Source organism: Aliirhizobium smilacinae, from assembly GCF_006335145.1.
Taxonomy (GTDB): Bacteria; Pseudomonadota; Alphaproteobacteria; order Rhizobiales; family Rhizobiaceae; genus Neorhizobium; species Neorhizobium smilacinae.
Window position 1 is genome coordinate 878,261 of sequence record NZ_VDMN01000001.1, and the last position, 24,877, is coordinate 903,137.

Below are 24,877 nucleotides of genomic sequence, written 5' to 3' on the forward strand. Positions count from 1 at the left end.
TTGCGTTAGCAGCGTGTTTCGGCCAAAAACGCCGCCATGATCACGATTACCGACCTTTCCGCCCGTATCGCAGGCCGCCTGCTTCTCGACAATGCCAGCGTTTCGCTTCCGGCGGGTGCGAAGGTCGGCCTGATCGGTCGCAACGGCGCCGGAAAGTCGACGCTGTTCCGCGTCATCACCGGCGATCTCGTGGCCGAGAGCGGATCGGTAACGATCCCGAAGAATGCGCGCATCGGACAGGTCGCGCAGGAAGCGCCGGGCACGGAAGATTCGCTGATCTCCATCGTCATGGCCGCCGACAAGGAACGCACCGCGCTGATGGCGGAAGCAGAAACGGCGACCGACCCGCATCGCATAGCGGACATCCAGATGCGGCTCGTCGATATTGACGCTCATTCGGCGGAAGCGCGTGCGGCCAGCATTCTCGCCGGCCTTGGCTTCGATGCGAACGCACAGCTGCGCCCGGCCTCGTCCTTTTCCGGTGGCTGGCGCATGCGCGTGGCGCTGGCGGCCGTGCTGTTTGCCGAGCCGGACCTGCTTCTGCTCGACGAACCAACCAACTATCTCGATCTCGAAGGCACGATGTGGCTGGAAGACTATGTGCGGCGTTACCCGCACACCGTCATCGTCATTTCCCACGATCGCGACATGCTGAACAACGCGGTCAACTCGATCGTGCATCTGCACCAGACGAAGCTGGCCTTCTACCGCGGCAATTATGATCAGTTCGAGCGGCAGAAGGCCGAGGCCGACGAATTGCAGATGAAGGCGAAAGCGAAAAACGACGCTGCTCGAAAGCATCTGCAGAGTTTCATCGACCGCTTCAAGGCGAAGGCAACCAAGGCCAAACAGGCGCAGAGCCGCGTCAAGGCGCTGGAGCGCATGGGTACGGTGGCCGCCGTGATCGAGGACCACGTCCAACCGATCAGCTTCCCCAAGCCGGAAAAGATCCCCGCCTCGCCAATCGTCGCGATCAACAAGGGCGCAGTCGGTTACGAGCCCGGCAAGCCGATCCTGAAGAATGTCAGCCTGCGCATCGACAATGACGACCGCATTGCGCTGCTCGGCTCGAACGGCAACGGCAAATCGACCTTCGCCAAACTGATTTCCGGCCGTCTGCAGCTGGATGACGGCGAAATGAAGCGCGCGTCGTCGCTGTCGATCGGCTTTTTCGCCCAGCACCAGCTGGACGACCTCATCCCCAACGAAACGCCGGTGGACCACGTACGCCGCCTGATGCCGCAGGCAGCCGAAGCACAGGTGCGTGCCCGCGTGGCGCAGATGGGGCTTGCGACGGAAAAGATGAACACCGCCGCCAAGGATCTTTCCGGTGGCGAAAAGGCCCGCCTGCTGATGGGCCTTGCCGCGTTCCACGCACCGAACCTTCTCATCCTCGACGAACCGACCAACCACCTCGACATCGATAGCCGCCGGGCGCTGATCGAGGCGCTGAACGATTATGAAGGCGCCGTCATCCTGATCTCGCACGACCGCCACCTGATCGAGGCGACCGTCGACCGGCTATGGCTGGTCAACGAAGGCACGGTCAAACCGTTCGAAGGCGACCTGGAGGAATATCGCGACCTGATCATCGCGTCGGGCCGCAAAAAGGACGACAAGGCGCAGGGGTCAGCGGACGAGAATGCCTCCAAGGCCGACCAGCGCAAGGCGAATGCCGAAAAGCGTGCGTCGCTCGCGCCGCTGAAGAAAAAAATCAACGAAATCGAATCCTTGACGGCTAAGCTTGAGAAGCTGATTCAGGCGCTTGATAAAGAACTTGCGGACCCAGTGCTCTACGAGAAGGCTCCTGCCAAGGCTGCCCAGAAGGCCAAGGAACGCGGCGAGGCCGCTGCAAAGCTTTCGAGTGCCGAAGAAGAATGGCTGATGCTTTCGTCCGAATATGAAGAGGCGATGGCAGGGTAACACCGATTCCCGTTCTCACGGTCGTCATCCTTGGGCTTGTCCCGAGGACCAATCCGCGTTGCAGCTAAACGAAACGGCAGCGGTTGCCAGCGACCTTCTCCGTGCATAGGTAAAGGCTTCCCGAGTGCATGAGGAGGCCATGATGAACCTTTTTCTCGAAACAGATAACGACCAGAACACGATCGCTTTCGTCACCGAGCAGAACGGCAAGTCGGACCACCAGTTCAGGACACCGGAATTTGAGAAAGATCGCGACGCGCTGAAGGCGATGATCGAGCGCGAGGACCGACTGATCGTGCCGGTGCGGCGTGGCAAATGGCTGTTCGATTTCCACCGCTCGAAGAACAATCCACTCGGCATCTGGCGTCGCCTTCCGGCAGACCTTGAGCCGCGCCACGATGCGGCCTGGGAAACCGTCTTCGACTTCGACGCCTTCTGTCTGCAGGAAGGCAAGCGCTGGATCTATTCCGGCGCGATTACCTGCCCTTACGAACCGACGCGGGTTCTGCTGATCCTGTCGGATGGTGGTTCTGACCAGCTGCGGCTCCTGGAATTCGACACAGAGACGAAGACGATCGTCGAAGGCGGTTTCGACACGCCGCCGGCACGGGCCCATGCCACGTGGCTGAGCCCGGACAAGCTTGCCTATTTCGGCTCGGTCGACGAATTTTCGGCCACCCGCTCCGGCTGGCCGCGCGTCGGCCGTATCCTGAAACGCGGCGTCGATCCGAAGGATGCGCCGATCCTTTTCGAAGCGGGTCAGGACGACGTCTACGGCGCTGCAAGTTCCATCGATCCGTTGTTCTGGGGCGGAAAGCCGGATGAGCGAAAGATCGAGTTCTTCACCGTCGGCCATGAGATCGGCAAGTCGAGCGTGCATATCCGCAATGCGAGCGGCGAAATCCAGCGCCTCGACCTGCCCGTCGAAAGCGACAGCGATTTCAATCATACCCATGCCATCTGGCGGACGAAAACCGGCGAGCGGTATCCAACCGGCACTCTGATCCTACAGGATTTTCACGCCTTCGGGTCCGAGCCGCTGACAAATCCGCGCATCTTGTTTTCGCCGAAGGACGGCCAGTCGGTTTCCCAGTTCGCGCTGCTCAAGACATGGGCTGTCTTCATCGTCGTCGATCGCATGGTGCCGAAACTCTATCTGGTCGACCTGACCAAACCCGATCCGGCACCGGAAGAGCTGCCTTTGCCGGAAGAGTTGCAGACGGTCGGCTTCCGGATGTTCGATGCCGACCTGACGCTTGGCGAGGAAATACTGACCATTATCGGCCAGGGTTTTCTGCTGCCTTCGAGCAGCTTCCGGCTGGATCTCGCCGACCACAGTGCCAGCCATAAACTCGTGCAGACCGGCACGTCGCCGGCCTATTACGACGCCGAAGGCATGACGTCGGAACTGCTCGAAGCAATCTCGGAGGACGGCACCAAAGTGCCGTATCACATAACTCTACCGAGGAACTGGACCAAGGGGGAGTTGCCGGTCCTGATGTATGGTTATGGCGGTTTCGGCGTTTCGCTGTCGCCCGTCTATTCCGGCGCCTACGGCGTGCTGCTCGAACAGGGCGGCGCTTTCGTGCAGGCCTATATCCGCGGCGGCGGAGAGCTTGGACCTGACTGGCACACGGTCGCCAAGGGCAAGGGTCGCCACAAGGCCTTCGAGGATTTCGTCGCCGTCGCCCGCGATCTGGTCAAGCGCGGTTACACCAAACCATACCGCATCGCCTGCAATGGCGGCAGCAATGGCGGGCTTCTGACCGCCGTCATGGCCACACGTTATCCTGAGGATTTCGGCGCGGTCTGGACCTCGGTGCCGGTGATCGACATGTCACGCTTCCACGTCTTCCCTGCTGGCCGAGCTTGGATGGACGAGTATGGCAATCCAGACCTTCCCGAAGAACTGAATGCCATGCTCACCTATTCGCCGCTGCATCAGGTGAAGCCGAAAAGCGAGATCAGCTATCCGCCAATCTATATCGAAAGTTCGACCAATGACGACCGGGTGCATCCGTCCCATGCGCGGCGCTTTGCCAAGCGGCTGATCGATGCCGGCCATGAGCCGTTCTTCCGCGAATACGGTTCAGGTGGCCATGGTGGTGCCGGCGATACGACCGAAATGGCCGAACGCCGCGCCATGGGTTACAGTTTCCTGCGGCAAACAATCATGAGGGATTGAGATGAGGAACGCCTTCTATCTTGCCTAAAGCCCCACGATCCTGCGGTTGCCGGCCTCGCGGAGATGCTTTATCTTAAGATTTGTATCCGCGAGGTGCTGAGATGGCGCTCTATCTGACAGACGAGGAACTCGACGCTCTTGCCGAAAGGGCGCAGAAGGTGCTGAACGCTCCGAGCAAAAAGGATGCCGTCCGGCAGGCTCTGGAACGGGTGGTGCTGGATGAGCCCGATAAGACCGAGGGTGACAGAGAGCCGTTTTTCGAAAGAGTGAAAGCGATCCAGGATGAGATCAAAAGGCTTGGCAGGCCTAACCCGAATTTCGACGATAAAGCATTTTTAGACGATATGTGGGAAAGTTAATGTTCATCGAGACATCGGCCCTTGTCGAGATTTTAATAGAAGGACCGGAATCTCTAGCACTCCTCAAGCGGATTGAAGCAACGCCTTTTGTTAAATCGACTGGCCCGACTGTAGTTTACGAAGCAACCGTTGTTCTCGCCGGCAAACAGGGGCTGACCGTCACTGAAGCGGAGCGGCTGGTGCGAGCTCTGCTGACCACGATGAACGTCTCCGTCGTTAATGTGACCGATCAAACTGCCTCCATCGCCCTGGATGCTTTCGCCCGCTATGGCAAAGGCAGGCATCCGGCAAAGCTCAATTTTGGCGATTGCTTTTCCTACGCCGGTGCCCGTATGGACAATATGCCTCTACTTTATGTCGGCCAGGATTTCGCCCAGACCGACCTCGCTTAGCGACTGATGCCACAGCGCGGAAAATCCTGAAAATAACCACCCATTAACCATGTTCGACGAAAGATCGCGCATCACTGATTCACGCGTCATTTTTCATCGAGAACCCTTTCATGCCGGTCCGTGCCGCCTTTGCCGCTGCTGTCGTTATCAGCCTTCTGTCCTCCTGCGCGGGAAAGCCGCCTTCTGAAGGCGGGTCGCTCAGATCAGCATTTGCAGCCGGTGATGCCGCCGGTTCGCTGAAACCGAAGGACGACGCCAGATCGCCGGTCGCTCTCACGCCTGCTGCCTGGGGCCGGTTCAACAAGATGGGCGGACTTGCCGGACGCGAACTGACGGTTAGTTCGATTTCCGACATCAAGCTGCGCGACAGGGAAGTGGTGCTGACCTTCGACGACGGCCCGATGCCCAAAAAGACCGAGCGCATTCTTGCCACGCTCGACCAGTTCGGGGTGAAAGCCTCGTTCATGATGGTCGGCCAGATGGCCAAGGCGCATCCGGATATTGCCCGCGAGGTCGTGGCCGATGGCCACACGATCGGCAGCCACACCTACCGCCACCCGGATCTCGCCCATATGTCATTCGACGACGCCGTGGCCGAGCTGGAAAAGGGCCGCAAGGCCGTCGAGGCGGCAACCGGCGTCGAGGCCGACTTCTTCCGCTTCCCGTATCTTGCCGATTCGAGAAAGCTGCGGCAGTGGGTCGGCAGCAACAAGATGGTGGTGATGGATGTCCAGGTCGATTCGAAGGACTATTTCAGCGACACACCAGCTGCGGTTGCGACACGGACGATGGAGGCGTTGCGCGCCCATCGCAAGGGCATCATCCTGATGCACGACATCCACCCGCGCACCGCCGCCATGCTGCCGGCGCTGCTGACTCAGCTCAGGGCCGAAGGCTACAAGGTGGTGCAGCTGAAATACGGCAAGCCGCCGTCGGACGTGCTGGTCGCTTCGATCACCAAGCCATTGTTTGCGACAAACTGAGCAACGACAAGGAAGACGGCCGCTCAGGCCTTCTTCACCCAGCGCCCTTCCGGCGACTGTTGCCAGTAGGTCAATGCATGCCCCTCGCCCTTCAGCCGTTTCCATTCGGCGCGGGCACCTTCGAGCTGGCTCTGGTCATAACCGTCGAACATGAAGACGACGCGCTCGTAAGGATCGAGCGGCGGGGCTTCGGCACCGTCCACCATGAAGCGGACGGTTGCGCCGTTGGCGTTTCCGACTGCCGTCGTCAGCAGCACCGGCTGCACTTCGGGCATCGGCGCAGCATCGGTGCCATGCGGCAGAAAACTTTCATCGCGAAAAGTCCACAGATGCGCGTCGAGCATGTCCCGGCGCGCCTCGTCATTTGTCTGGACGACCACCTTCCAGCCGCGTTCGACGCTTTTTTCGAGGAGCGCCGGCAGCGCATCCTCGAGCTTCGATTCGGTCAGATGGTAGAAAAGAACTTCGGTCATTAGTCCTCGTAGTTCGCCCGCACGAGTTCGTCCAGCAGACGCACGCCATAACCGGATGCCCAGGACTGGTTGATCTCGGTCTGCGGCGAGTTAAGCGCAGTGGCGGCGATATCGAGATGCGCCCATGGGGTTTCGCCGACGAAGCGCTTGAGGAATTGCGCCGCGGTGATCGACCCCGCCTGACGGCCACCGCTGTTCTTCATGTCGGCAAAACGTGAGTCGATGATCTTGTCGTATTCCTTGGCCAACGGCATGCGCCACAACTTTTCGGAGGTTACCTCACCAGCCGCCGTCAACTGTCCGGCCAGCGTGTCGTCATTGGAAAAGAGGCCGGCATGGACGTTGCCGAGCGCCACGACGACCGCACCGGTCAGGGTCGCAAGGTTGACCATGAATTTCGGCTTGAAACGCTCCTTGGTGTAAAACAGCGCGTCGCCGAGAACGAGACGACCTTCGGCATCGGTATTGATGATCTCGATCGTCTGGCCGGACATGGACGTAACGATGTCGCCGGGGCGCTGGGCGTTTCCATCCGGCATGTTTTCCACAAGGCCGAGAATACCGACCGCATTGACCTTCGCCTTGCGGGACGCAAGCGCATGGATGAGACCGATGACGGCGGCAGCGCCGCCCATATCGCCCTTCATGTCCTCCATGCCGGCGCCCGGCTTGATGGAGATACCACCTGTATCGAAGACAACGCCCTTGCCGACGAAGGCGATCGGCTTGTCTTTCGCCTTGCCGCCGTTCCAGTGCATCACGGCCAGACGCGGAGGACGGACCGAACCCTGAGCCACACCGAGCAGCGCGCCCATGCCGAGCTTCTTCATTTCCTTCTCGGTGAGAACTTCCACCACCACACCGAGGCTTTCCAGCTCCTTTGCCTTGTCGGCGAATTCCACCGGGCCGAGCACGTTCGGCGGCAGGTTGACGAGATCGCGGGCGAGAACCACGCCGCCGGCAATGGCTTCTGTTACCGCGAATGCTTTCTTCGCGGCAGCATGTCCGGCCAGGACGATCTTCACATCGACCGATGCCGGCTTGTCATCGTCCTTCTTGCTCGTCTTGTAAGTGTCGAACGAATAGGAGCGCAGCAGCATGCCCAGCGCGAAGTCTGCCGCCTGCGCGGCAGTCACATCGAGGCCCGGCACATCGAGAAAGACGACGGCCTTCTTTGCAGTCTTGAGATTTGCGGCAGCAACACCGCCCGCACGCAGCCAGTCATAGGCGGTCAGCGCATCCGGCTTTCCGAGCCCAATCACAGTCAGCCGGTCCGCTTCCGATCCGTGTGGAGCGATCACCTCCAGCACCGTCATCGCCTTTGCGCTGAACTTGGCTATCCCCGTCGCCCGCGCCCCGATCCCCTGCGGATCGGCCTCGGTTGAACCGGAAGCAGGCTGTTCACCGGAGAGTTGGAGCTGAATGACCAGGGAAGAGGCCAGAGAAGAGGATTTTGCAAAAGAGATATTCAATTGGACGGACATTGGCACTCCACGTCTTTTAGTCGAAATAGGGCTACGATCTTTACCCTTTCGGCTGCAAAGGCAAGTCCGGCACCACCAGACGTGATAGCCTGCGGGCGAATGTCACCCGTTTTGAAATGTCACAACAAAAAATAAAAGTCGGCTAGCCAACATTTTTGTGACGTGGCATCTGTCGCAATGGCCGCATCGATCACATAGATAGGCTCGGCGTCATCATGGGATGGCGGGGCAGCAAAAATGTCGGACGGGAATGAAGCTTCTCGAAACTTACATATTGCGCCGGATATTCCAGATGTTCCTGGTCGCACTCGTTCCGGTGCTCACCATCATCTGGACCATCCAGGTGCTTGGGCGCATCAATCTGGTCACGGACACCGGCCAGTCTATGGGCTCGTTCATGCTGCTTGCGAGTTACATCCTGCCGACGATCCTGCCGGTCGTGATGCCATTCGCCTTCGTCATCGGCATCACCCAGACATTGACGGCGATGAACAACGATTCGGAACTGCCGGTCATCGACGCGGCAGGCGCCGGGCGCAGCATCATCTACCGTCCGATCATCGGGCTGGCCGTCGTGCTCGGCATTTTCTCCTTCTCGGTCACCAATTTTCTGGAGCCGGTCTCGCGGCTGGGCGCACGCCAGATGGTTGCCGCCGCTTATGCCGACCTTCTGTCCTCGGTCATCGAGGAAAAGACCTTCCGAAGCATCGAGGACGGGCTTTATGTGCAGATCTCGGAGAGGCATTCCGGGCGCCTGCTTAAGGGCCTTTTCGTCGTCGATTACCGCGATCCCAACTTCGATCTCATCTATTATGCGAAAGAAGGTTCGGTCGATCCGGGCGGCACGTCGCTCACCATGCGCGACGGCGAAGTTCACCGTAAAACCCCGGATGGGCGCATCTCCATCATTCGCTTTGATTCCTACGCCTTCGACCTGTCGGCCATGACGAAGTCCGAGGGCGGACTGCCGCTTTATGCCGGTGATCGCCCCTTGAGCTTCCTGCTCAACCCAGATCCCGATGATCCGGCTTTCAAGCGATCGCCGCATAATTTCCGGACTGAACTTCACCGGAGGCTTTCCGACTGGACCTATGTCGTGACCTTCGCGCTGGTCTCGCTCGTCGTCGCCGGCAGCAGCCGCTCTCACCGTCAGGCGCGTGTTCACCCGATGATTTATGCGCTGGTGGTTGCTTTCGGACTACGCTGGCTCGGTTTTTCCTTCACTAACCTGACGGAACGCAGCGCATCCTACGTGCCCGCAGTCTATGCCGTGCCCGTCGTTGCGTCCGCGGTCGCCATTTACATGCTCGTGACCAACACGCAGATCCACATGCCGCGCATTTTCACCAGAAGCGTCGCCCGTCTGACCAGCCTCATGCAGCGCCGATTCTCACGTTCAGCCGGCACCGACGGAGGTGCGGCATGATCTTTTCCACTTTGGGTCGCTATTTCTTCCGCCGCTATGTGATTACCGCCTTCTGGTTCATGCTCGGCGTCAGCGCCATCATTTTCCTTGCGGATTTCAGCGAGACGACGCGCAGGCTTTCCGGTCTGGTCGATTACAGCATCTTCGGCGCGCTCGGCATGACGGCGTTGCGCCTGCCCTCGATCCTGCAACAGACTATCCCCACGCTCAGCCTTTTCATTGGCATGACCGTGCTGATCTCGCTCAACCGCCGTTACGAGCTTGTGGTCACCCGCGCCGCCGGCATCTCGGTATGGCAGTTCATTTCTCCGCTCATCATCGGGTCTTTCCTGATCGGCATCCTGACGGTTGCGGTGATCAACCCTCTCGGCGCCTGGGGACAGCGCGAATCGGCTTCGATGGAGACGTCCTGGCGCCAGTCCAGCAACCGAACGAAATCCAGCAAGTTCGTTCCGTGGATCCGCCAGATCAGCGGCGACGAGGATGTCGTAATCGGCGCAAAGACATACAAGGACAATGGTTCGGAGCTTATCGACGTGGTGGTTTTCCACTTCGACAAGAGCGGCTCCGTGACGATGCGACAGGATGCGCGCACAGCAAAACTCGAAGATGGTTACTGGCTTCTTAACGATGTTTTAGAGAATCGCCCGGGTGAAGTTCCGGTACGAAAGCCAACGGAACAGGTGCGTACCAATCTGAAACAGGAATACATTCAGGAAAGCCTGTCTCAGCCGGAAACCGTTGCGTTCTTTGAGCTTTCCCGCAAGATCGAGATCAGCCGCTCATTCGGCATCTCAACCAAAGCGCTGGAAACGCAATTCCACTCGCTTCTGTCGCTGCCTCTCCTGCTCGTAGCCATGACTCTCATTGCTGCAACAGTCTCGTTAAAATTCAGTCGCTTCGCCCAGTCTCGCTCGGTGATTCTGGGTGGAATAGTTTCCGGCTTCGTGCTTTATGTCGTCAGCGTGCTTGTAAAAGCGTTTGGAAGCAGCGGGGCGATTCCTCCGTCCGTGGCGGTCTGGATACCAGTCATCGTCGCAACGGCAGTGGGTGCAACGATCTTGCTTCATCAGGAGGACGGCTAGTGGCGGTCAGTAACCGCGGAAATATAAGACGGCTTGCCGCCGCTCTGCTGACAGGTGTGTCTGTGTTCGTCTGTGGAATCACGGCGGATGTCGTGCATGCACAGGGGCTCGTGCCTGTCCAATCGGACGACGCGAAGATGCTTCTGCGCGCCAATGAGCTGACCTACAATCAGGACGCTCAGCGCGTCACCGCCCGTGGCGGTGTGCAGATTTATTACAATCGCTACCGGATGGTCGCCCAGCGGGTCGAATACGACCAGAAGAGCGGCCGCGTCATGGCGTCCGGCAATATCGAGCTGATCGAACCGGCAGGGACGCGAGTCTATGCCGAAGAGCTGGACGTTACCGACGACTTCGGCCAGGGTTTCCTTAACTCGTTGCGCGTCGAAACCACCGACAATACCCGCCTTGCCGCAGAAAGCGCCGAGCGCCAAAGTGGCGACGTGATGGTGTTGAACAATACCGTCTATACGGCCTGCCTGCCCTGCGCCCAGACACCGGGCAAGGCACCTCTGTGGCAGGTCAAGGCTCAGCGCGTGATTCGCAACGGCCAGACACATACGATCCGCCTCGAAAATGCACAGTTCGAGCTGTTCGGCCTGTCGCTTGGCCGACTGCCGTTCCCAATTACCGTTCCAGACGAAACCGTCGAGCGGAAATCAGGCCTGCTGTTCCCGCGGTTCAGCGCCGATGACAACCTCGGCTTCGGGGTCAGCGTTCCGTATTACCATGTCTTCTCACCGAGCATGGACGCCACGATCACGCCGACCTATTACAGCAATCAGGGTCTGCTCCTTGAAGGCGAAATTCGCAACAAGTTCGAAACCGGAGAGCACACGTTCCGCTTCGCCGGTATCAACCAGCAGAATCCCGATTCGTTTGATGCCGGCACCGCTGACAGAGATGCCGACAGCCGTTTCATGGCCGCGTCCAAGGGCGAATTCCACATCAATCCTCGCTGGACGTTCGGTTGGGACGTCATGGTGCAGAGCGACAACAACTTCTCGCGCACCTACAATCTCGAAGGCCTGGATCAGGAGACGATCAAGAACGACGTCTACCTCACGGGCCTCGGCACGCGGAATTATTTCGATCTGCACGGCTATTATTTCGACGTGCAGGACGATGCCAAAACCAGCTTGCTGGAACGCCAGCAGGCGGTCGTCTACCCGGTTCTTGATTACAGCTGGTACGCGCCGGAACCCGTTTTCGGCGGACAGTTGTCGATCAATGCCAACCTGACGAACCTTTCCCGACGGGCTGACGATCTTTATTTCGAAGGCACCGACTTCCGTTACCCCGGCTTGGAAGGCAGCTACACCCGCCTCACCGCCGAAGCGGAGTGGAAGCGTACCTTCACGACCGATGAGGGTCTGCAGCTGACGCCGTTGCTTGCGTTGCGAGGCGACGGATTGCGCAGCACGTCTTCCAGCGCCGGCGGTCCGTATGACGGATCACTCGAAAACGATCCAAGTGGACGCTACATGGCGACCGCTGGCCTCGAAGCCCGCTATCCGTTCCTGATCACGGCTGGCAGCAGCAGCCATATCATCGAGCCGATCGCACAGATCTATGCACGTCCTAACGAGCAGATGGCCGGCGGCCTGCCGAACGAAGATGCGCAGAGCTTTGTCTTCGATGCGACCAACCTGTTCGAACGCGACAAGTTCTCCGGATATGACCGGATCGAGGGCGGCACCCGCGCCAATGTCGGTATCCGCTACACCGGCTCGTTCGACAACGGCGTAGGCTTGCGCGGCATCTTCGGTCAGTCCTATCAGGTTGCCGGTGAAAACTCGTTCGCCAGCGCCGACCTCGTCAATGCCGGTGCCAATTCGGGCCTCGAAAACGACGTATCGGATTACGTCGCCATGGCGGCGATCGACCTGCCGCAAGGCTTCAGCCTTTCGACCAATAGCAGGTTCGACAAGGACACGTTCGATGTCCGCCGCACTGATGTCGGTTTGGACTACAAGATACCGCGCGTGACCGGCAAGCTCGTCTACACCAAGGTCGAAGCGCAGCCGGAATACGGCAAGGACACCTCGACGAATATTCTCGAAAAGTCGATGAGCTTCCGAATAAACGAGAACTGGTCGATCTCCGGCAAGGCGACCTGGGACCTCGACGACAATGAAGTCACGCGCCGCGGCCTCGGCTTCAGCTATGCCGACGAGTGCACGATCTTCACGATCGCCTATACCGAGAAGACAGACTCGAGCAAAGCAAACGACTGGAGCATTGGCGCCCGTCTGAGCTTCAGAACGCTCGGTGACGTCAATATCGGGTCGACGAGCGATTACGACAAACAACAGACTTTCCGTTATTGATCGCGCAGAATTGACGGCGCCCCTGTGGCGCCGTCATGGTTTTGCCGCAACGATTGCGCATGCGGGCACGCTTATAGTAAAAAGCGGCCCGTAAGTCGCATGACAAGTCTGAGCGCAAGAGGAGTGGACTGATGTTTGGAGTGATCGGAACGCGCAGGCTGGCAATCGCCATGACTGCACTGGCGGCGTCGCTCGTCATCGATCCCATCGTGGCGACAGCCCAGACCAGTGGCGTGGCCGCGGTGGTCAATCGCACGCCGATCACTACCGCCGACGTCTCGCGGCGTGTGGCTTTCCTTCGCCTGCAGCGCCAGAAGGCCGACAGCAGCACGGCCCGCGAGCAGCTGATCAACGAGACATTGAAGCGTCAGGAAATTGCCCGCGTCAAAATGTCGGTCAGCACCGACGACGTCGATGCGTCCTTCGCGCGCTTCGCGGCCAGCAACAAGATGACGCCTGAGCAGATGGGCAAGGTTCTGGATCAGGCGGGCGTCACGGCAGAACATTTCAAGAATTTCATCGCCGTTCAGATGAGCTGGCCGCGATTGCTCAATGCCCGTTACGGCGGTGGCGGCAGCCGCATGTCGAGCCAGGAGCTTGTCACCCGGATGAAGGAAAGCAAGGAAAAGCCGGTTACCACCGAATACTTCCTCAAGCAGATCATCTTCGTCGTGCCGGCCGCCAAGCGCAATGCGATCCTCAACAAGCGCAAGTCCGAGGCTGAAGCGTCCCGTTCCAAATTCCCCGGCTGCGACCAGGCCAAGGATTTTGCGGCAACGATGATGGATGTCTCGGTCCGCGATCTCGGACGCGTGATGACGCCCAACCTGCCGGATGACTGGAAGCCACTGGTCGAAAAAGCGGCCCAGAACGGCACGACCGCGACAAAGATCACCGAACGAGGTGTCGAATTCCTCGCCATCTGTAACCAGCGTCAGGTTTCCGACGACGTTGCGGCAGAAGCCGTTTTCCGCGCGGAAGACCTTGGCAAGGCGGAAAAGAGCGGCGACAACCCGAACGACAAGAAATATCTCGACGAATTGCGCTCGAAGGCGCAGATCGATCTTCGCTGATCACCGCATTCCGGAGTTTCCATGGCGCCCGACCGCCCGCTTGCATTGACCCAGGGCGATCCCGCAGGGATCGGCCCGGATATTACCTTGGCCGCATGGGCGGCACGGCGGGAAACCGGGCTTCCGCCTTTCATTTTTATCGGTGACCCGACAGTTTTGAAGTCACGCGCAGCGTTGCTCGACCTTGATGTCCCGATCCGCGAGGCAAGTCCCGAGACCGCTGCATCTGTGTTTGATCATGCGATCCCGGTGCTTCCCATTTCGTCAGGTGTCGAAGTCGCTGCCGGTGAACCGCATGTGGCGACCGCCCGCAGCACGATTTCGGCGATCGAAACGGCGGTCGATCTCTGCTTTTCAGGCCGGGCCTCGGCCGTCGTCACCAACCCGATCGCGAAATCGGTGCTTTATCAATCCGGTTTCAGGTTTCCCGGCCATACCGAATTCCTCGCCGATCTTGCTACCAAGGCAACGAACCGGCCCTTCCTGCCGGTGATGATGCTTGCGGGACCGAAGCTGCGGGCCATCCCCGTGACGATCCATATCCCTCTCAGCCACGTTCCCGCGGCGCTGACGGAAGATCTGATCGTTGATACCTGCCGTATAACGAACCAGGATCTCAAAGCACGCTTCGGCATCGAACGGCCGCGTATCGCAGTGGCGGGTCTCAACCCGCATGCGGGCGAAGACGGCGCGATCGGCCTTGAGGATCAGGAGATCATCCATCCCGCGATCGTTCGACTGCGCGAAGAAGGTCTGCACGTGTTCGGGCCGCTTCCGGCCGACACGATGTTTCACGACGAAGCGCGCGCCCGGTATGACGTGGCGGTCTGCATGTATCACGATCAGGCCCTGATCCCTGCAAAGGCGCTCGGCTTCGACACCTCTGTCAACGTCACGCTCGGCCTTCCCTTCATCCGCACCTCTCCCGATCACGGCACCGCTTTCGGCATCGCGGGTCAGGGCGTGGCGCGCGAGACGAGCCTGGTCGAAGCGCTGAAGCTTGCGGCGCAACTGGCATCGAATATCGAAGCGAACGCCCCAGCATTCGGCGTCATCGTCTGATGGCCGCACTCGACGGACTTCCGCCGCTTCGCGACGTCATCCAGCGCCATGGCCTGGATGCAAAGAAATCGCTTGGCCAGAACTTTCTTTTCGATCTCAATCTGACCCAGAAGATTGCCCGCTCAGCCGGCTCTCTCGAAGGCGTGACAGTGTTCGAGGTCGGGCCTGGTCCGGGCGGCCTCACGCGTTCCATTCTCGCACTTGGGGCAAAGAAGGTGATCGCCGTGGAGCGCGATGCACGCGCGCTGCCGGTGCTTGCCGAGGTTTCCGACTTCTATCCCGGCAAGCTCGAAGTGATCGAAGGCGATGCGCTGAAGACCGATTTCGCAGCACTCGCGGCCGAGAAGGCGGATGGCGGGCCGGTCAAGATCATCGCCAACCTGCCCTACAATATCGGCACGCAACTGCTGATCAACTGGCTGCTTCCCACAGACGGCACATGGCCTCCCTTCTGGGAAAGCCTGACGCTGATGTTCCAGAAGGAAGTCGGCCTGCGCATCGTCGCCGATCAGGACGACGATCATTACGGCCGCCTCGGCGTGATCTGCGGCTGGCGGACGGATGCGCATATGATGTTCGACGTGCCGCCGCAGGCGTTTTCGCCACCGCCCAAGGTGACGTCGACCGTGGTGCATCTGACGCCGCGTACCAATCCCCTGCCCTGCGATGTCGCCAAGCTTGAGCGCATCACCCATGCCGCCTTCGGCCAGCGCCGCAAGATGCTGCGCCAGAGCTTGAAGCCGGTCGGCGGCGAAACCCTGCTCAACAAGGTGGGCATCGATCCGCAGCGCCGCGCCGAGACGCTTTCGGTCGAAGAATTCGTCACACTGGCCAACGCGCTCTGAGGCGCGCTGGCGAAGCGATCATCCCCTCTTCATGTCACGAAGCCTTGCGCTCCCAGCTAGCGAAGGGATCGGGCAGGTTTTTCCAGAATTCGGGCGCGAAGGTCGGCGCGTCAACCAGACAGCTATCCAATTCAGCCCTGATACTCTGCTCGTCCATCGGATCTGCCCCGATGAAAACAATCTCCTGTCGACGATCGCCCCAGACCGGATCCAGATAGGGTTTCATCATTTCTCCGAATTCCGGCGTCTGCGGCCAGCGTTCCTGTGGCACGGAAGACCACCACATGCCGGTTTTGCCTGTGCGGACCAAGGCGCCTGCCTGGCTGATCTCGCCGACCAGATGCGGACGCGTCGCCAGCCAGAAAAAACCCTTGGCGCGCACGACACCCGGCCATGAGCGATCGATGAAGCGCTGGAACAGCGTCGGGTCGAAGGGGTGTCTGGCGCGATAGACGAAGGAGCGGATGCCGTATTCCTCCGTCTCCGGCACATGATCCTTGAAGCCGTGCAGTTCCTTAAACCAGAGCGGATGCTGTTGCGCCTTGTCGATATCGAAACGGCCGGTTCCCAGCACATCCTTGAGATCGACCTGGCCAAAATCGGTTTCGATCAGCTTCGCATCCGGATTGAGCGCAACGATAATCTTGCGGGCCGCATCGCGCTCGGCCGGCGTTGCAGTGCCGATCTTGTTCAGCACCACAACATCGGCGAATTCGATCTGCTCGACGAGAAGATCGACGATCGTGCGATCATCCCCCTCGCCTGCCGTCTCGCCGCGATCGGCAAGGAAATCGCCGGAGCCGTAGTCCTTCAGAAGATTGGCAGCATCGACCACCGTCACCATCGTGTCCAGCTTCGATATGTCCGAAAGGCTGCGGCCGTTTTCATCGCGAAAATCGAAGGTGGCCGCGACGGGCAGCGGCTCGGCGATACCGGTCGATTCGATCAGCAGATAATCGAACCGTCCCTGCTCGGCGAGCGCCCGCACCTCCTTCAACAGGTCGTCGCGCAGCGTGCAGCAGATGCAGCCATTGGTCATCTCCACCAGCTGTTCCTCGGTGCGCGAAAGATTGGCACCGCCATCGCGGACGAGCGCTGCGTCGATGTTCACCTCGCTCATGTCGTTGACGATCAGTGCCACGCGCAGGCCCTGCCGGTTGGCAAGAATGTGGTTGAGCATGGTCGTCTTGCCGGCCCCGAGGAAGCCGGAAAGCACGGTGACGGGAAGCTTGTCTTTCATTACGGATGTCCATTGCGCTTGTCGTTACGTTATACTATTACATCATCATGCGATCGAGACGCTGTCAAGCCACCGCGTCGGAAGCGCCTCGATCACGTAACTTCACTGGACAAGCTTCGGCGTGTCTCCTATCAAGGGCGCGCTACGGTTCTGCATTCGCAGATGAAAAGGGAACGCGGTGGGGTCTTCAAGACCGATCCCGCGACTGCCCTCGCAACTGTAAGCGGCGAGCCTTTCGTCATATCCACTGGTCATCCGACCGGGAAGGAGACGGAAAGCGTTCGAGCCGCAAGTCAGGAGACCTGCCGTGGCTAAGGCTAGACCAATACCGGACGAGGTGTTCCGGCAGGGAGATGTTATGACGCCAGCGACCCCGTCGCCCGCCATTTTGATGCAGACTGCAATCGCGGTCCTGCTTCGTCCTGCCTTTCATCCCGGCTCAGCCATTTCTCTTGAAAGGACAGGACATGAAACTCGGCTTGATCGCCGCGCTGTTTGCGGTTTCCGCAACAGCGCTTCCCGCAACGGCATTCGCAGCCTCGACCAGCTATCCGCTGACGCTTGAGAATTGCGGACAGAAGGTGACCTTCGACAAGGCGCCGGCAAAGATCGTCTCCATCGGTCAGGGCATGACGGAAGTGCTCTATTCGCTCGGTCTGGCCGACAAGGTCGTCGGCACGGCCGTCTGGGTTGGGCCTGTCCTGCCGCAATATGCCGAGGCCAATGCGAAGATCAAACGGCTCGCAGACAACGATCCTAGCTTCGAGTCGATCGTCGGGCTTGAGCCGGATCTGGTCGCCGCCGAATTCGAGTGGCATGTCGGGCCGATGGGCTCCGTCGCCAAGCGCGAACAGTTTTCCGATATCGGCGTCAACACCTATCTGTCGCCAGCCGATTGCGTCGCCAAGACCAATCTTGAAGGTGGCGATGGCGTGCGCAAGGAACTGTTCACGATGGACCTGATCTATCGCGAAATCGCTGAACTGGCGCAGATCTTCGACATTCGGGACCGCGGGACCAAGCTGATCGCCGACCTCAAGGCGCGTGAAGCCGCCGCCGTCGCCTCGATCAAGGGCGCGGAGGCGAAAAACCTGCCGATCGTTTTCTGGTTCTCCAGCAAGGAGACCAAGGGCGACGCCTTCATTGCCGGCAAGAACAGCGCGCCTGCCTATATCCTGAAGGCGATCGGCGCCAAGAACGTCGTAACGACGGAAGAGGAATGGCCGCTGGTCGGCTGGGAAACGATTGCAGAGGCTGATCCGGCCGTGATCGTCATCGCCACGATGGATCGCCGCCGTTACGCCGCCGACGACCCGGCGGTAAAAGTCTCCTTCCTCGAAAGCGATCCCGTCGTCAGCCAGCTCGATGCGGTGAAGAACAAGCGCTTCGTGATGATGGATGCGCAGTCGATGAACCCGACGATCCGCACGATCGACGGGATCGAGACGTTGGCCAAGGGCATCCAGTCCTTCGGACTTGCGAACTAGGCCACGACGTATTCACCGCCCTGCCCTATGGCCGGGCGGTGTCTTACTCGTCTCTCATCCGTCTTTTGAAAGGTCAGGATATGAAATACGGCCTGATTGCCGCTCTCTTCGCAGCTCCCCTCACCGCCCTTCCCTTCGTTGCCTTCGCCGCACCTACCAACTATCCACTGACGATCGAAAACTGCGGTTCCGACGTGGTCATCGACAAGGCTCCGCAACGGGCTGTCGGCCTCGGCCAGAACAGCACCGAGATCCTGCTGATGCTCGGCCTTTCCGACCGCATGGCCGGCAGCGCCATCTGGGTCTCGCCGGTTCTACCGGAGCTTGCCACTGATAATGAAAAGGTGCATCGCATCGCCGCCAATACGCCGAATTTCGAGGCCGTGGTGGCGCGCGAACCGGATTTCATTGCCGCGCAGTTCCTCACGTCTGTCGGGCCGCAGGGCCGCGTCGGTACACGCCAGCAGTTCTCCGATCTCGGCGTACCAAGCTATGTCTCGCCGACCGATTGCGTGGTGACCGATAACAGCGTCTCCGACGGCAGCCGCAGGAAGATGTTCTCGATGGACCTGCTCTATCAGGAGATCGACGAACTCTCCCGCATCTTCGACGTTGTCGATCGCGGCGAGACGCTGATTGCGCAGATCAAGGTTCGTGAAGCAGCCGTCCGTACAAAAGTCGCGGACAAGGCCAATGATGTCAGCCTCGTCTACTGGTTCTCCTCGCCGGAAGTCGCAGGCGATGCCTGGGTTGCCGGCAAGAACGGCGCATCCGGTTACATCACCCAGGTCCTCGGTGCGAAAAACGTCGTCGCTTCCGAACAGGAATGGCCGCTGATCGGCTGGGAGACGATTGCCGCTGAAGACCCGACGGTGATCGTCATCGGCACGATGGACCGCCGCACGCAAAGCGCAGATGACCCCGCCGTGAAAAAGACCTTCCTCGCCACCGATCCGGTCGCCAGCAAGCTCGGCGCCGTCGAAAAAGGCCATATCGTCGAGATGGACGCGCAGGCGATGAACCCGACGATCCGCACGATCTCCGGCCTGGAAACCGTCGCCGCATCCCTCGAACGGTTCGGGTTGCTGAAGTGACGCCATCCCGCATCAGGCTCTGGGCCGCCGGCACTGCCGGCGTCCTCATCGTTCTTGCCGCCCTCCTCGTCGCGATAACTGCGGGCGTGGCGATCGGCGAGATGGCCATTCCGATGAAAACGACGGTGGCTGCGGTCACCAACCGTATCGGCCTCACCGCCATTCCGGTACCGCGTATCCAGGAAGCGGTGATCTGGGATTATCGCCTCTCGCGCTCGCTGGTTGCCGCCTTCTGCGGTGCAGGCCTTGCACTGTCCGGTGCGATCCTCCAGTCACTGTTGCGCAATCCGTTGGCGGAGCCCTATGTGCTCGGCATATCGGCTGGCGCATCGACTGGCGCCGTCTCGATCATGCTGCTCGGTTTCGGTGCGGGCGCGATCTCGCTGTCGGCCGGGGCCTTTGCCGGCGCGCTGCTCGCCTTCGCCTTCGTCGTCATGCTCGCGAGCGGACGACAGACGGCCGACCGGACGATCCTTGCCGGCGTCGCCGCCTCGCAGCTCTTCAATGCGCTGACTTCCTATATCGTCTCGACATCGGCCAATGCCGAACAGGCGCGCAGCGTGATGTTCTGGCTGCTCGGCAGTTTTGCCGGCGTGCGCTGGCCCGATGTGGCGCTTTCCGCGTCCGTCGTCAGCGTCGGCCTCGTCGTCTGTATCTGGCATTCCCGCGCGCTCGACGCCTTCACCTTCGGCGAGGATGCCGCCCGTTCGCTCGGCATCGCCGTTGGCCGTGTTCGCGTCGTGCTGCTGCTCGTCACAGCGCTGATGACCGCGACCATGGTCAGCATGGTCGGCGCGATCGGTTTCGTCGGGCTGGTCATCCCACATGCCGCCCGCTTTATCGTCGGACCGGGTCATATGCGCCTCCTGCCCGCCTGCGCCCTTGTCGGCGCGCTGTTCATGGTGGTGGCCGATATCGTCTCGCGCATCATCATCGCGCCGCAGGTGCTTCCGATCGGCGTCGTCACGGCGCTGGTCGGCGTGCCGTTCTTCTCGGTCATCCTCTACCGGGCAAGGAGGGTCGCATGACTTTGGCTGCAAATGCCGTCCGCTGGCTCGCCGGCCGCAAGGTCATCGTCGACGGCGTCTCGGTCTCCGTCAAGCCTGGCCAGACGCTGGGGCTGATCGGTCCGAACGGTTCGGGCAAATCCTCGCTCATCCGCCTGCTGGCGGGCCTCAGGGCTCCGGCAGAGGGCGACGTCCTGCTCGACAACCGAAAAATCTCCGGCTTCGGCCGGTGGGAACTTGCGCGCCGCGTCGCCGTCGTCGAACAGCATTCGATGACCGAGGCGAATGTCACCGTGCTCGACGTGGTGAAACTCGGGCGTACGCCCCATCGCTCCGCCCTCTCCCCCTGGACCGACGCTGACGATGATATCGTCGAGGATGCGCTTGTCCGCGTCGGCCTGACGGATCGCCGCGACCAGTTCTGGCATACGCTTTCGGGTGGCGAAAGGCAGCGGGTTCAGCTTGCCCGGGCGCTTGCGCAATCGCCCGTGGTCCTGATCCTCGACGAACCGACCAACCATCTCGATATCCAACACCAGATCGACATTCTGCGGCTGGTCGAGGATCTCTCAATAACGACGGTCGTCGCCATCCATGACCTCAATCTCGCCGCCCGTTTCTGCGACCGCATCGCCGTCTTGTCGGAAGGCAAACTCGTCACCTGCGGGCCACCGACCGAGATCCTCACCGAAAAAATGATTGCCGACGTCTTCGGGGTCGAGGCGCATGTCTCCACCTCTGCCCATCACGGTCGGCTCCATATTCAATTCCTGATGTAGGCAAAGACATGCAGAACTGGTCGATCAAGGACGATATCCGAGACTACTGGAGTTTGCGCGCGCAGACCTATGATGCCAGCCCCGGCCATGGCATCGCCGAACACGCGGAGATGGAAGCCTGGGGCCGGCTGATACGCCGCCATCTGGGCGATGGCGAGGGCAGAAAAGCACTCGATCTCGCCTGCGGTACCGGCGTGATGACCATGCTGATGCATGGCCTCGGCTTCGACGTGACCGGGCTGGACTTCACCGAGCCGATGATGGCCCATGCGCGCAGCAAAGCGGACGAGGCCAAGGCTTCGATCCGCTTCCTGACCCGTGACGCGGAAGAAACGATGGAGCCTGATGGCACTTACGACGTCATCATCGCCCGGCACCTCGTCTGGACGCTCACAGATCCAGACAAGGCTTTTTCCGAGTGGCTGCGCATCCTGAAACCCGGCGGACGCCTACTGATCATCGACGGTGATTTCGTCCGCAAGCACTGGCTGGAGAAACTGCTACCTCTCCTCGACCGTATATTCGGCAAACAGAAGGACGGTCACACCCTGCTGACGCCGGAACAATGGCAGCACCACGAGCGCATCGTCGGCCAGGTACATTTCAACAACGGCATCCGGGCAGACGATACGGTGAGGCTTTTCGAATCTGCCGGCTTCGGCGAACTTAAGGTCGAGACCGATCTTGCCGATATCCGACGCAGCCGTGGTATCCCGCTCCTGTCGCGCAAGGGTTTTTCTTCGACGCTGCAACACCGTTTTGCGATATCGGGCAAAAAAGCCCGTTCCGGCTAATTCTTCACCTCTTTGCCCGTCAAATCTAAATATTACAATACACTAATAAATAGAAATATGATATAGATTCACAATATTACAACCCTCGGTATGCTACCTTTGGTCAAATCGACCATGTTCAACAGTAGCGAGGGGAAAATGACACGCCGATATGAGCTTGATCTGGTGCGTATCTGTGTTTTCTTGCTACTTATATTATACCATGCAAGCCTAATGTATGGATCTCGGGCCTTTTTCATCAAGGCGGATGACAGCAATAGCTATTTCGACGTCATCTATATACTCAGTCACCCATGGCGCATGAGCCTGCTTTTCTTCATCTCGGGTGTAGCAACCGCTTTTGCGCTGGAACGGCTCTCTCCCTCCGAACTGAGAGCCAAGCGCTCGAAGCAGTTGCTGTTGCCGCTCATCCTGGGGATGTGCTTCCTGATCCCGCCGCAGCTTTATGTGTATTTCAACGGCACCGCCGGAATGTCCATCAACATGCTTGAGGTGTTCGCACACTACCTCACGCTGAACCCGGTCACCCTGCCAAACGGCGAGCAGGAGGTTGGCTTCAGGATGGAGCATCTCTGGTATCTCGCCTATCTGTGGGTCTATACCGCAATCCTCGTCATGGTCGCGGCGATCGCCAAACCGCAATTGAAGGCTTTGGGCACCTGGCTGGCATTGCAGCTTCAGGGCTATGGCTTGCTGTTCTGGCCGGCCACGCTGTTCATTCTCCTGCGTATCACGCTTCGACCGGTGTTTCCGCCGACGATCAATCTCGTCGACGACTGGTATTCCCATACCCTGTATCTGTCGTGTTTTGTCGGAGGCGTCGTGCTCGGGCGCCACGAGGAGTTCTGGCAGCAGTTAGCGCGCATGCGCAGGCTGGCCCTGATCGTGGCGCTTCTGTGCGTTCCCGCCCTGCTCTATCGGCTCAGCATCTCACCGCTTTACGATCAGGACGCATGGAATTCGCTGGCGAGCAATCTGATTGTCGGACCGTTCAGATGGTGCATGATCGTCGCGATACTCGGCTATGCCCAGAAGCTCAAATCCTGGCGGCCGCCGGTGCTGCAGTATCTCAACCGGGCGATCCTGACCTATTACGTCCTGCATCAGACGCTGATGCTGCTGATTGCCTATGAGCTGGACAGGATGGGGCTGTTCAACGTCGCGTCCTTCCTGCCGATCGTCCTGCTGACGCTGGGGGCAAGCGCGCTTCTCTATGAAGGATGGCGCAGGCTGCGCATGGTCTTCGCCCACCCGCAACTTGCATAAACCGAGAGCCTAAAGCTTCGGCTCTTCGGTCAGCAGCGTAGCGACGAAGTCGAACAGGCCGTGGCGACGGTCACGGCGCACCCGTTCGGCATTGACGATGCAGTTGACGTGGCCGAAGGCCTCATCGAGATCGTCGTTGACGATGACATAATCGTATTCGCGCCAATGCTCGATCTCGGCGCGGGAATTGAGAAGCCGCGTGCGGATCACGTCTTCACTGTCTTCCGCGCGGCGGTGAAGGCGCGACTGGAGCTCGGTCATGGTCGGCGGCAGGACGAAGATCGAAACGATGTCGGCCTTCATCTTTTCCTGCAACTGAAGGGCGCCCTGCCAGTCGATGTCGAACAGCATGTCGCGGCCCTCGGCCATCGCCTGTTCCACCGGCTCGCGCGGCGTGCCGTAGAAGTTACCGTGTACCTCGGCCCATTCGAGCAATTCGCCATTGTCGCGCATGCGTTCGAACTGCGGGACCGTGATGAAGTGATAGTGCGTCCCGCCGATTTCACTCGGACGCTTGGTTCTGGTCGTGACACTGACCGAGATCTTCAGGCTGTGGTCGTCCCGCAGCAGGTTTCCCGCGATGGTCGATTTGCCGGCCCCGGAGGGAGACGAGAGCACGAGCATCAGCCCGCGCCGGGCGATCTTCGTATCTGCCTTGTCTGACGGGTTCGGGGCCGGGCTCATCTTCTACTCCAGATTCTGGACCTGTTCGCGGAACTGGTCGATGACGACTTTCAGTTCTATGCCTGCAGCCGTTACAGCAGCGGAATTGGATTTGGAACAGATGGTATTCGATTCCCGGTTAAATTCCTGTGCAAGGAAATCGAGCTTGCGGCCGATCGGCCCGCCCTTTTCGAGAAGTTCGCCGACGGCAGCAACATGCGCCTTCAGCCGGTCGATCTCTTCCCGCAGGTCCGCCTTGGTCGCAAGCAGCGCCACTTCGGCATAAAGCCGGTCGCGATCGAGACCTGCCTTATCCTGCAGGATCTGGTCCAGCTGCTGCGTCAGGCGGCGGGCGATCTCATCCGGCGAGCGGGACGGATCGGCCTCGACGACCTGCGTCAGTTCCGCGATACGCGCCACTTGCGCTGCCAGAACGGCGCGCAGTGCCGCACCTTCCGTCTCGCGCATGCGCTTGAGGTTCGCAAGAGCCGTCGTCAGGCCCGACAGGATCGCGGCGTCGCGGGCGAGAAGTGCATCCTCGCCATCCTCCTGCTCACGGATATCCACCAGTCCACGGATCGAGATCAGCGTATCGAGGCGAAGCGGCGACGGATCAATGACATCCTTCAATTCCTCGCGCAAAGCCAGAACGGCCGACAGCGCATCACGATTGACCACCGCTTCCATGCGCGTCTCGTCAACCGAGATCGACAGCGACACCTGGATATTGCCGCGGGAAAAAGCCTCGCCGATCATCCTGCGGGTATCGGGCTCCAGCCTTTCCTGGCCGGACGGCAGACGAAGCCTGGCGTCGAGACCCTTGCCGTTGACGGATCGTAGTTCCCAAACGAAGCGGCTACGCCCGCTGACCCCTTCGCTACGCGCAAAACCGGTCATCGACTGCAATGTCATTCATTTCACTCCAAG

22 protein-coding genes and 1 riboswitch are annotated in these 24,877 nt (G+C 60.0%); of the genes, 17 read left to right on the plus strand and 5 right to left on the minus strand.

All coding sequences use genetic code 11. The annotated features are described in order from the left end of the window. Window positions 1–36: 36 nt before the first annotated feature. From FHP24_RS04260 to FHP24_RS04280, 5 genes are all read left to right on the plus strand, one after another. On the plus strand, window positions 37–1,923 hold the full coding sequence (locus FHP24_RS04260; RefSeq protein ID WP_139673307.1) for an ABC-F family ATP-binding cassette domain-containing protein: 1,887 nt from the start codon (window positions 37–39) through the stop codon (window positions 1,921–1,923). 142 nt (window positions 1,924–2,065) lie between these two features. Beyond that, complete coding sequence (locus tag FHP24_RS04265; protein WP_139676116.1) at window positions 2,066–4,108, plus strand: prolyl oligopeptidase family serine peptidase; 2,043 nt, start codon at window positions 2,066–2,068, stop codon at window positions 4,106–4,108. 101 nt (window positions 4,109–4,209) lie between these two features. Beyond that, window positions 4,210–4,467 carry a type II toxin-antitoxin system VapB family antitoxin gene (locus tag FHP24_RS04270; RefSeq protein ID WP_139673309.1) on the plus strand — a complete coding sequence of 86 codons (258 nt, stop codon included), beginning with the start codon at window positions 4,210–4,212 and terminating at the stop codon, window positions 4,465–4,467. Next, window positions 4,467–4,859 (plus strand): type II toxin-antitoxin system VapC family toxin, encoded by a 393-nt coding sequence (locus FHP24_RS04275; protein WP_139673312.1) that lies wholly within the window; start codon window positions 4,467–4,469, stop codon window positions 4,857–4,859. Before FHP24_RS04270 ends, FHP24_RS04275 begins: the two co-directional genes overlap by 1 nt. A 110-nt stretch (window positions 4,860–4,969) precedes the next feature. Next, window positions 4,970–5,842, plus strand: a complete 873-nt coding sequence (locus FHP24_RS04280; protein WP_139673315.1) for a polysaccharide deacetylase family protein — start codon at window positions 4,970–4,972, stop codon at window positions 5,840–5,842. Window positions 5,843–5,865: 23 nt separating this feature from the next. On the opposite strand, the gene FHP24_RS04285 is transcribed toward FHP24_RS04280, so the two are convergent. Both FHP24_RS04285 and FHP24_RS04290 read right to left on the minus strand, forming a co-directional pair. After that, window positions 5,866–6,315, minus strand: a complete 450-nt coding sequence (locus tag FHP24_RS04285) for a DNA polymerase III subunit chi (RefSeq protein WP_139673318.1) — start codon at window positions 6,313–6,315, stop codon at window positions 5,866–5,868. Continuing rightward, entirely contained in the window at window positions 6,315–7,799 is a 1,485-nt protein-coding gene (locus FHP24_RS04290) for a leucyl aminopeptidase (protein ID WP_139673322.1), read from the minus strand. The genes FHP24_RS04285 and FHP24_RS04290 overlap by 1 nt, the downstream gene beginning before the upstream one ends. Before the next feature lie 250 nt (window positions 7,800–8,049). On the opposite strand from FHP24_RS04290, the gene lptF reads away from it, so the two are divergent. The 6 genes from lptF (at window position 8,050) to rsmA (ending at window position 15,620) form a co-directional block, all read left to right on the plus strand. Beyond that, window positions 8,050–9,225 carry an LPS export ABC transporter permease LptF gene (gene lptF / locus FHP24_RS04295; RefSeq protein ID WP_139673325.1) on the plus strand — a complete coding sequence of 392 codons (1,176 nt, stop codon included), beginning with the start codon at window positions 8,050–8,052 and terminating at the stop codon, window positions 9,223–9,225. Then, window positions 9,222–10,310 carry an LPS export ABC transporter permease LptG gene (gene lptG, locus FHP24_RS04300; RefSeq protein ID WP_139673328.1) on the plus strand — a complete coding sequence of 363 codons (1,089 nt, stop codon included), beginning with the start codon at window positions 9,222–9,224 and terminating at the stop codon, window positions 10,308–10,310. The genes lptF and lptG overlap by 4 nt, the downstream gene beginning before the upstream one ends. Next, the gene (locus FHP24_RS04305; RefSeq protein WP_139673330.1) at window positions 10,310–12,640 is read left to right on the plus strand and encodes an LPS-assembly protein LptD; all 2,331 of its coding nucleotides are present in this window, start codon (window positions 10,310–10,312) and stop codon (window positions 12,638–12,640) included. Before lptG ends, FHP24_RS04305 begins: the two co-directional genes overlap by 1 nt. 140 nt (window positions 12,641–12,780) lie before the next feature. After that, window positions 12,781–13,713 carry a SurA N-terminal domain-containing protein gene (locus FHP24_RS04310; RefSeq protein WP_394344608.1) on the plus strand — a complete coding sequence of 311 codons (933 nt, stop codon included), beginning with the start codon at window positions 12,781–12,783 and terminating at the stop codon, window positions 13,711–13,713. A 21-nt stretch (window positions 13,714–13,734) separates the two neighbouring features. Next, on the plus strand, window positions 13,735–14,775 hold the full coding sequence (gene pdxA, locus FHP24_RS04315; protein ID WP_139673336.1) for a 4-hydroxythreonine-4-phosphate dehydrogenase PdxA: 1,041 nt from the start codon (window positions 13,735–13,737) through the stop codon (window positions 14,773–14,775). After that, window positions 14,775–15,620: a 16S rRNA (adenine(1518)-N(6)/adenine(1519)-N(6))-dimethyltransferase RsmA gene (gene rsmA / locus FHP24_RS04320; protein WP_139673339.1), complete on the plus strand. Its 846-nt coding sequence runs from the start codon at window positions 14,775–14,777 to the stop codon at window positions 15,618–15,620. Before pdxA ends, rsmA begins: the two co-directional genes overlap by 1 nt. Window positions 15,621–15,654: 34 nt before the next feature. On the opposite strand, the gene zigA is transcribed toward rsmA, so the two are convergent. Further along, window positions 15,655–16,860 (minus strand): zinc metallochaperone GTPase ZigA, encoded by a 1,206-nt coding sequence (gene zigA / locus FHP24_RS04325; protein ID WP_139673342.1) that lies wholly within the window; start codon window positions 16,858–16,860, stop codon window positions 15,655–15,657. Window positions 16,861–16,988: 128 nt separating this feature from the next. Continuing rightward, window positions 16,989–17,184: riboswitch (cobalamin riboswitch) on the plus strand. A 143-nt stretch (window positions 17,185–17,327) separates the two neighbouring features. On the opposite strand from zigA, the gene FHP24_RS04330 reads away from it, so the two are divergent. From FHP24_RS04330 to FHP24_RS04355, 6 genes are all read left to right on the plus strand, one after another. Then, entirely contained in the window at window positions 17,328–18,347 is a 1,020-nt protein-coding gene (locus tag FHP24_RS04330; protein ID WP_139673345.1) for an ABC transporter substrate-binding protein, read from the plus strand. An 80-nt stretch (window positions 18,348–18,427) separates the two neighbouring features. Next, a complete protein-coding gene (locus tag FHP24_RS04335; RefSeq protein ID WP_139673348.1) occupies window positions 18,428–19,441 on the plus strand; it encodes an ABC transporter substrate-binding protein in 1,014 nt (337 codons plus the stop codon). Beyond that, a complete protein-coding gene (locus FHP24_RS04340; protein ID WP_139673349.1) occupies window positions 19,438–20,469 on the plus strand; it encodes a FecCD family ABC transporter permease in 1,032 nt (343 codons plus the stop codon). The genes FHP24_RS04335 and FHP24_RS04340 overlap by 4 nt, the downstream gene beginning before the upstream one ends. Beyond that, on the plus strand, window positions 20,466–21,227 hold the full coding sequence (locus FHP24_RS04345; RefSeq protein WP_139673352.1) for an ABC transporter ATP-binding protein: 762 nt from the start codon (window positions 20,466–20,468) through the stop codon (window positions 21,225–21,227). The genes FHP24_RS04340 and FHP24_RS04345 overlap by 4 nt, the downstream gene beginning before the upstream one ends. 8 nt (window positions 21,228–21,235) lie before the next feature. Continuing rightward, window positions 21,236–22,021 (plus strand): class I SAM-dependent methyltransferase, encoded by a 786-nt coding sequence (locus FHP24_RS04350; RefSeq protein ID WP_139673355.1) that lies wholly within the window; start codon window positions 21,236–21,238, stop codon window positions 22,019–22,021. A gap of 138 nt (window positions 22,022–22,159) precedes the next feature. Beyond that, window positions 22,160–23,287, plus strand: coding sequence for an acyltransferase family protein (locus FHP24_RS04355; RefSeq protein ID WP_139673358.1), 1,128 nt, complete (start codon window positions 22,160–22,162; stop codon window positions 23,285–23,287). A gap of 9 nt (window positions 23,288–23,296) precedes the next feature. Here the strand turns inward: FHP24_RS04355 and gmk are convergent, their stop codons facing one another. Continuing rightward, entirely contained in the window at window positions 23,297–23,971 is a 675-nt protein-coding gene (gene gmk, locus FHP24_RS04360; RefSeq protein ID WP_112457127.1) for a guanylate kinase, read from the minus strand. A 3-nt stretch (window positions 23,972–23,974) separates the two neighbouring features. Beyond that, a complete protein-coding gene (locus FHP24_RS04365) occupies window positions 23,975–24,862 on the minus strand; it encodes a YicC/YloC family endoribonuclease (protein ID WP_139673360.1) in 888 nt (295 codons plus the stop codon). Window positions 24,863–24,877: the final 15 nt, after the last annotated feature.

What these genes read in the sequence shown, in the direction of transcription:
- FHP24_RS04260 (WP_139673307.1), top strand. Translation starts at nt 37, where the DNA reads ATGATCACGATTACCGACCTTTCCGCCCGTATCGCAGGCCGCCTGCTT.
- FHP24_RS04265 (WP_139676116.1), top strand. Translation starts at nt 2,066, where the DNA reads ATGAACCTTTTTCTCGAAACAGATAACGACCAGAACACGATCGCTTTC.
- FHP24_RS04270 (WP_139673309.1), top strand. Translation starts at nt 4,210, where the DNA reads ATGGCGCTCTATCTGACAGACGAGGAACTCGACGCTCTTGCCGAAAGG.
- FHP24_RS04275 (WP_139673312.1), top strand. Translation starts at nt 4,467, where the DNA reads ATGTTCATCGAGACATCGGCCCTTGTCGAGATTTTAATAGAAGGACCG.
- FHP24_RS04280 (WP_139673315.1), top strand. Translation starts at nt 4,970, where the DNA reads ATGCCGGTCCGTGCCGCCTTTGCCGCTGCTGTCGTTATCAGCCTTCTG.
- FHP24_RS04285 (WP_139673318.1), bottom strand. Translation starts at nt 6,315, where the DNA reads ATGACCGAAGTTCTTTTCTACCATCTGACCGAATCGAAGCTCGAGGAT.
- FHP24_RS04290 (WP_139673322.1), bottom strand. Translation starts at nt 7,799, where the DNA reads ATGTCCGTCCAATTGAATATCTCTTTTGCAAAATCCTCTTCTCTGGCC.
- lptF (WP_139673325.1), top strand. Translation starts at nt 8,050, where the DNA reads ATGAAGCTTCTCGAAACTTACATATTGCGCCGGATATTCCAGATGTTC.
- lptG (WP_139673328.1), top strand. Translation starts at nt 9,222, where the DNA reads ATGATCTTTTCCACTTTGGGTCGCTATTTCTTCCGCCGCTATGTGATT.
- pdxA (WP_139673336.1), top strand. Translation starts at nt 13,735, where the DNA reads ATGGCGCCCGACCGCCCGCTTGCATTGACCCAGGGCGATCCCGCAGGG.
- rsmA (WP_139673339.1), top strand. Translation starts at nt 14,775, where the DNA reads ATGGCCGCACTCGACGGACTTCCGCCGCTTCGCGACGTCATCCAGCGC.
- zigA (WP_139673342.1), bottom strand. Translation starts at nt 16,860, where the DNA reads ATGAAAGACAAGCTTCCCGTCACCGTGCTTTCCGGCTTCCTCGGGGCC.
- FHP24_RS04330 (WP_139673345.1), top strand. Translation starts at nt 17,328, where the DNA reads ATGAAACTCGGCTTGATCGCCGCGCTGTTTGCGGTTTCCGCAACAGCG.
- FHP24_RS04335 (WP_139673348.1), top strand. Translation starts at nt 18,428, where the DNA reads ATGAAATACGGCCTGATTGCCGCTCTCTTCGCAGCTCCCCTCACCGCC.
- FHP24_RS04345 (WP_139673352.1), top strand. Translation starts at nt 20,466, where the DNA reads ATGACTTTGGCTGCAAATGCCGTCCGCTGGCTCGCCGGCCGCAAGGTC.
- FHP24_RS04350 (WP_139673355.1), top strand. Translation starts at nt 21,236, where the DNA reads ATGCAGAACTGGTCGATCAAGGACGATATCCGAGACTACTGGAGTTTG.
- FHP24_RS04355 (WP_139673358.1), top strand. Translation starts at nt 22,160, where the DNA reads ATGACACGCCGATATGAGCTTGATCTGGTGCGTATCTGTGTTTTCTTG.
- gmk (WP_112457127.1), bottom strand. Translation starts at nt 23,971, where the DNA reads ATGAGCCCGGCCCCGAACCCGTCAGACAAGGCAGATACGAAGATCGCC.
- FHP24_RS04365 (WP_139673360.1), bottom strand. Translation starts at nt 24,862, where the DNA reads ATGACATTGCAGTCGATGACCGGTTTTGCGCGTAGCGAAGGGGTCAGC.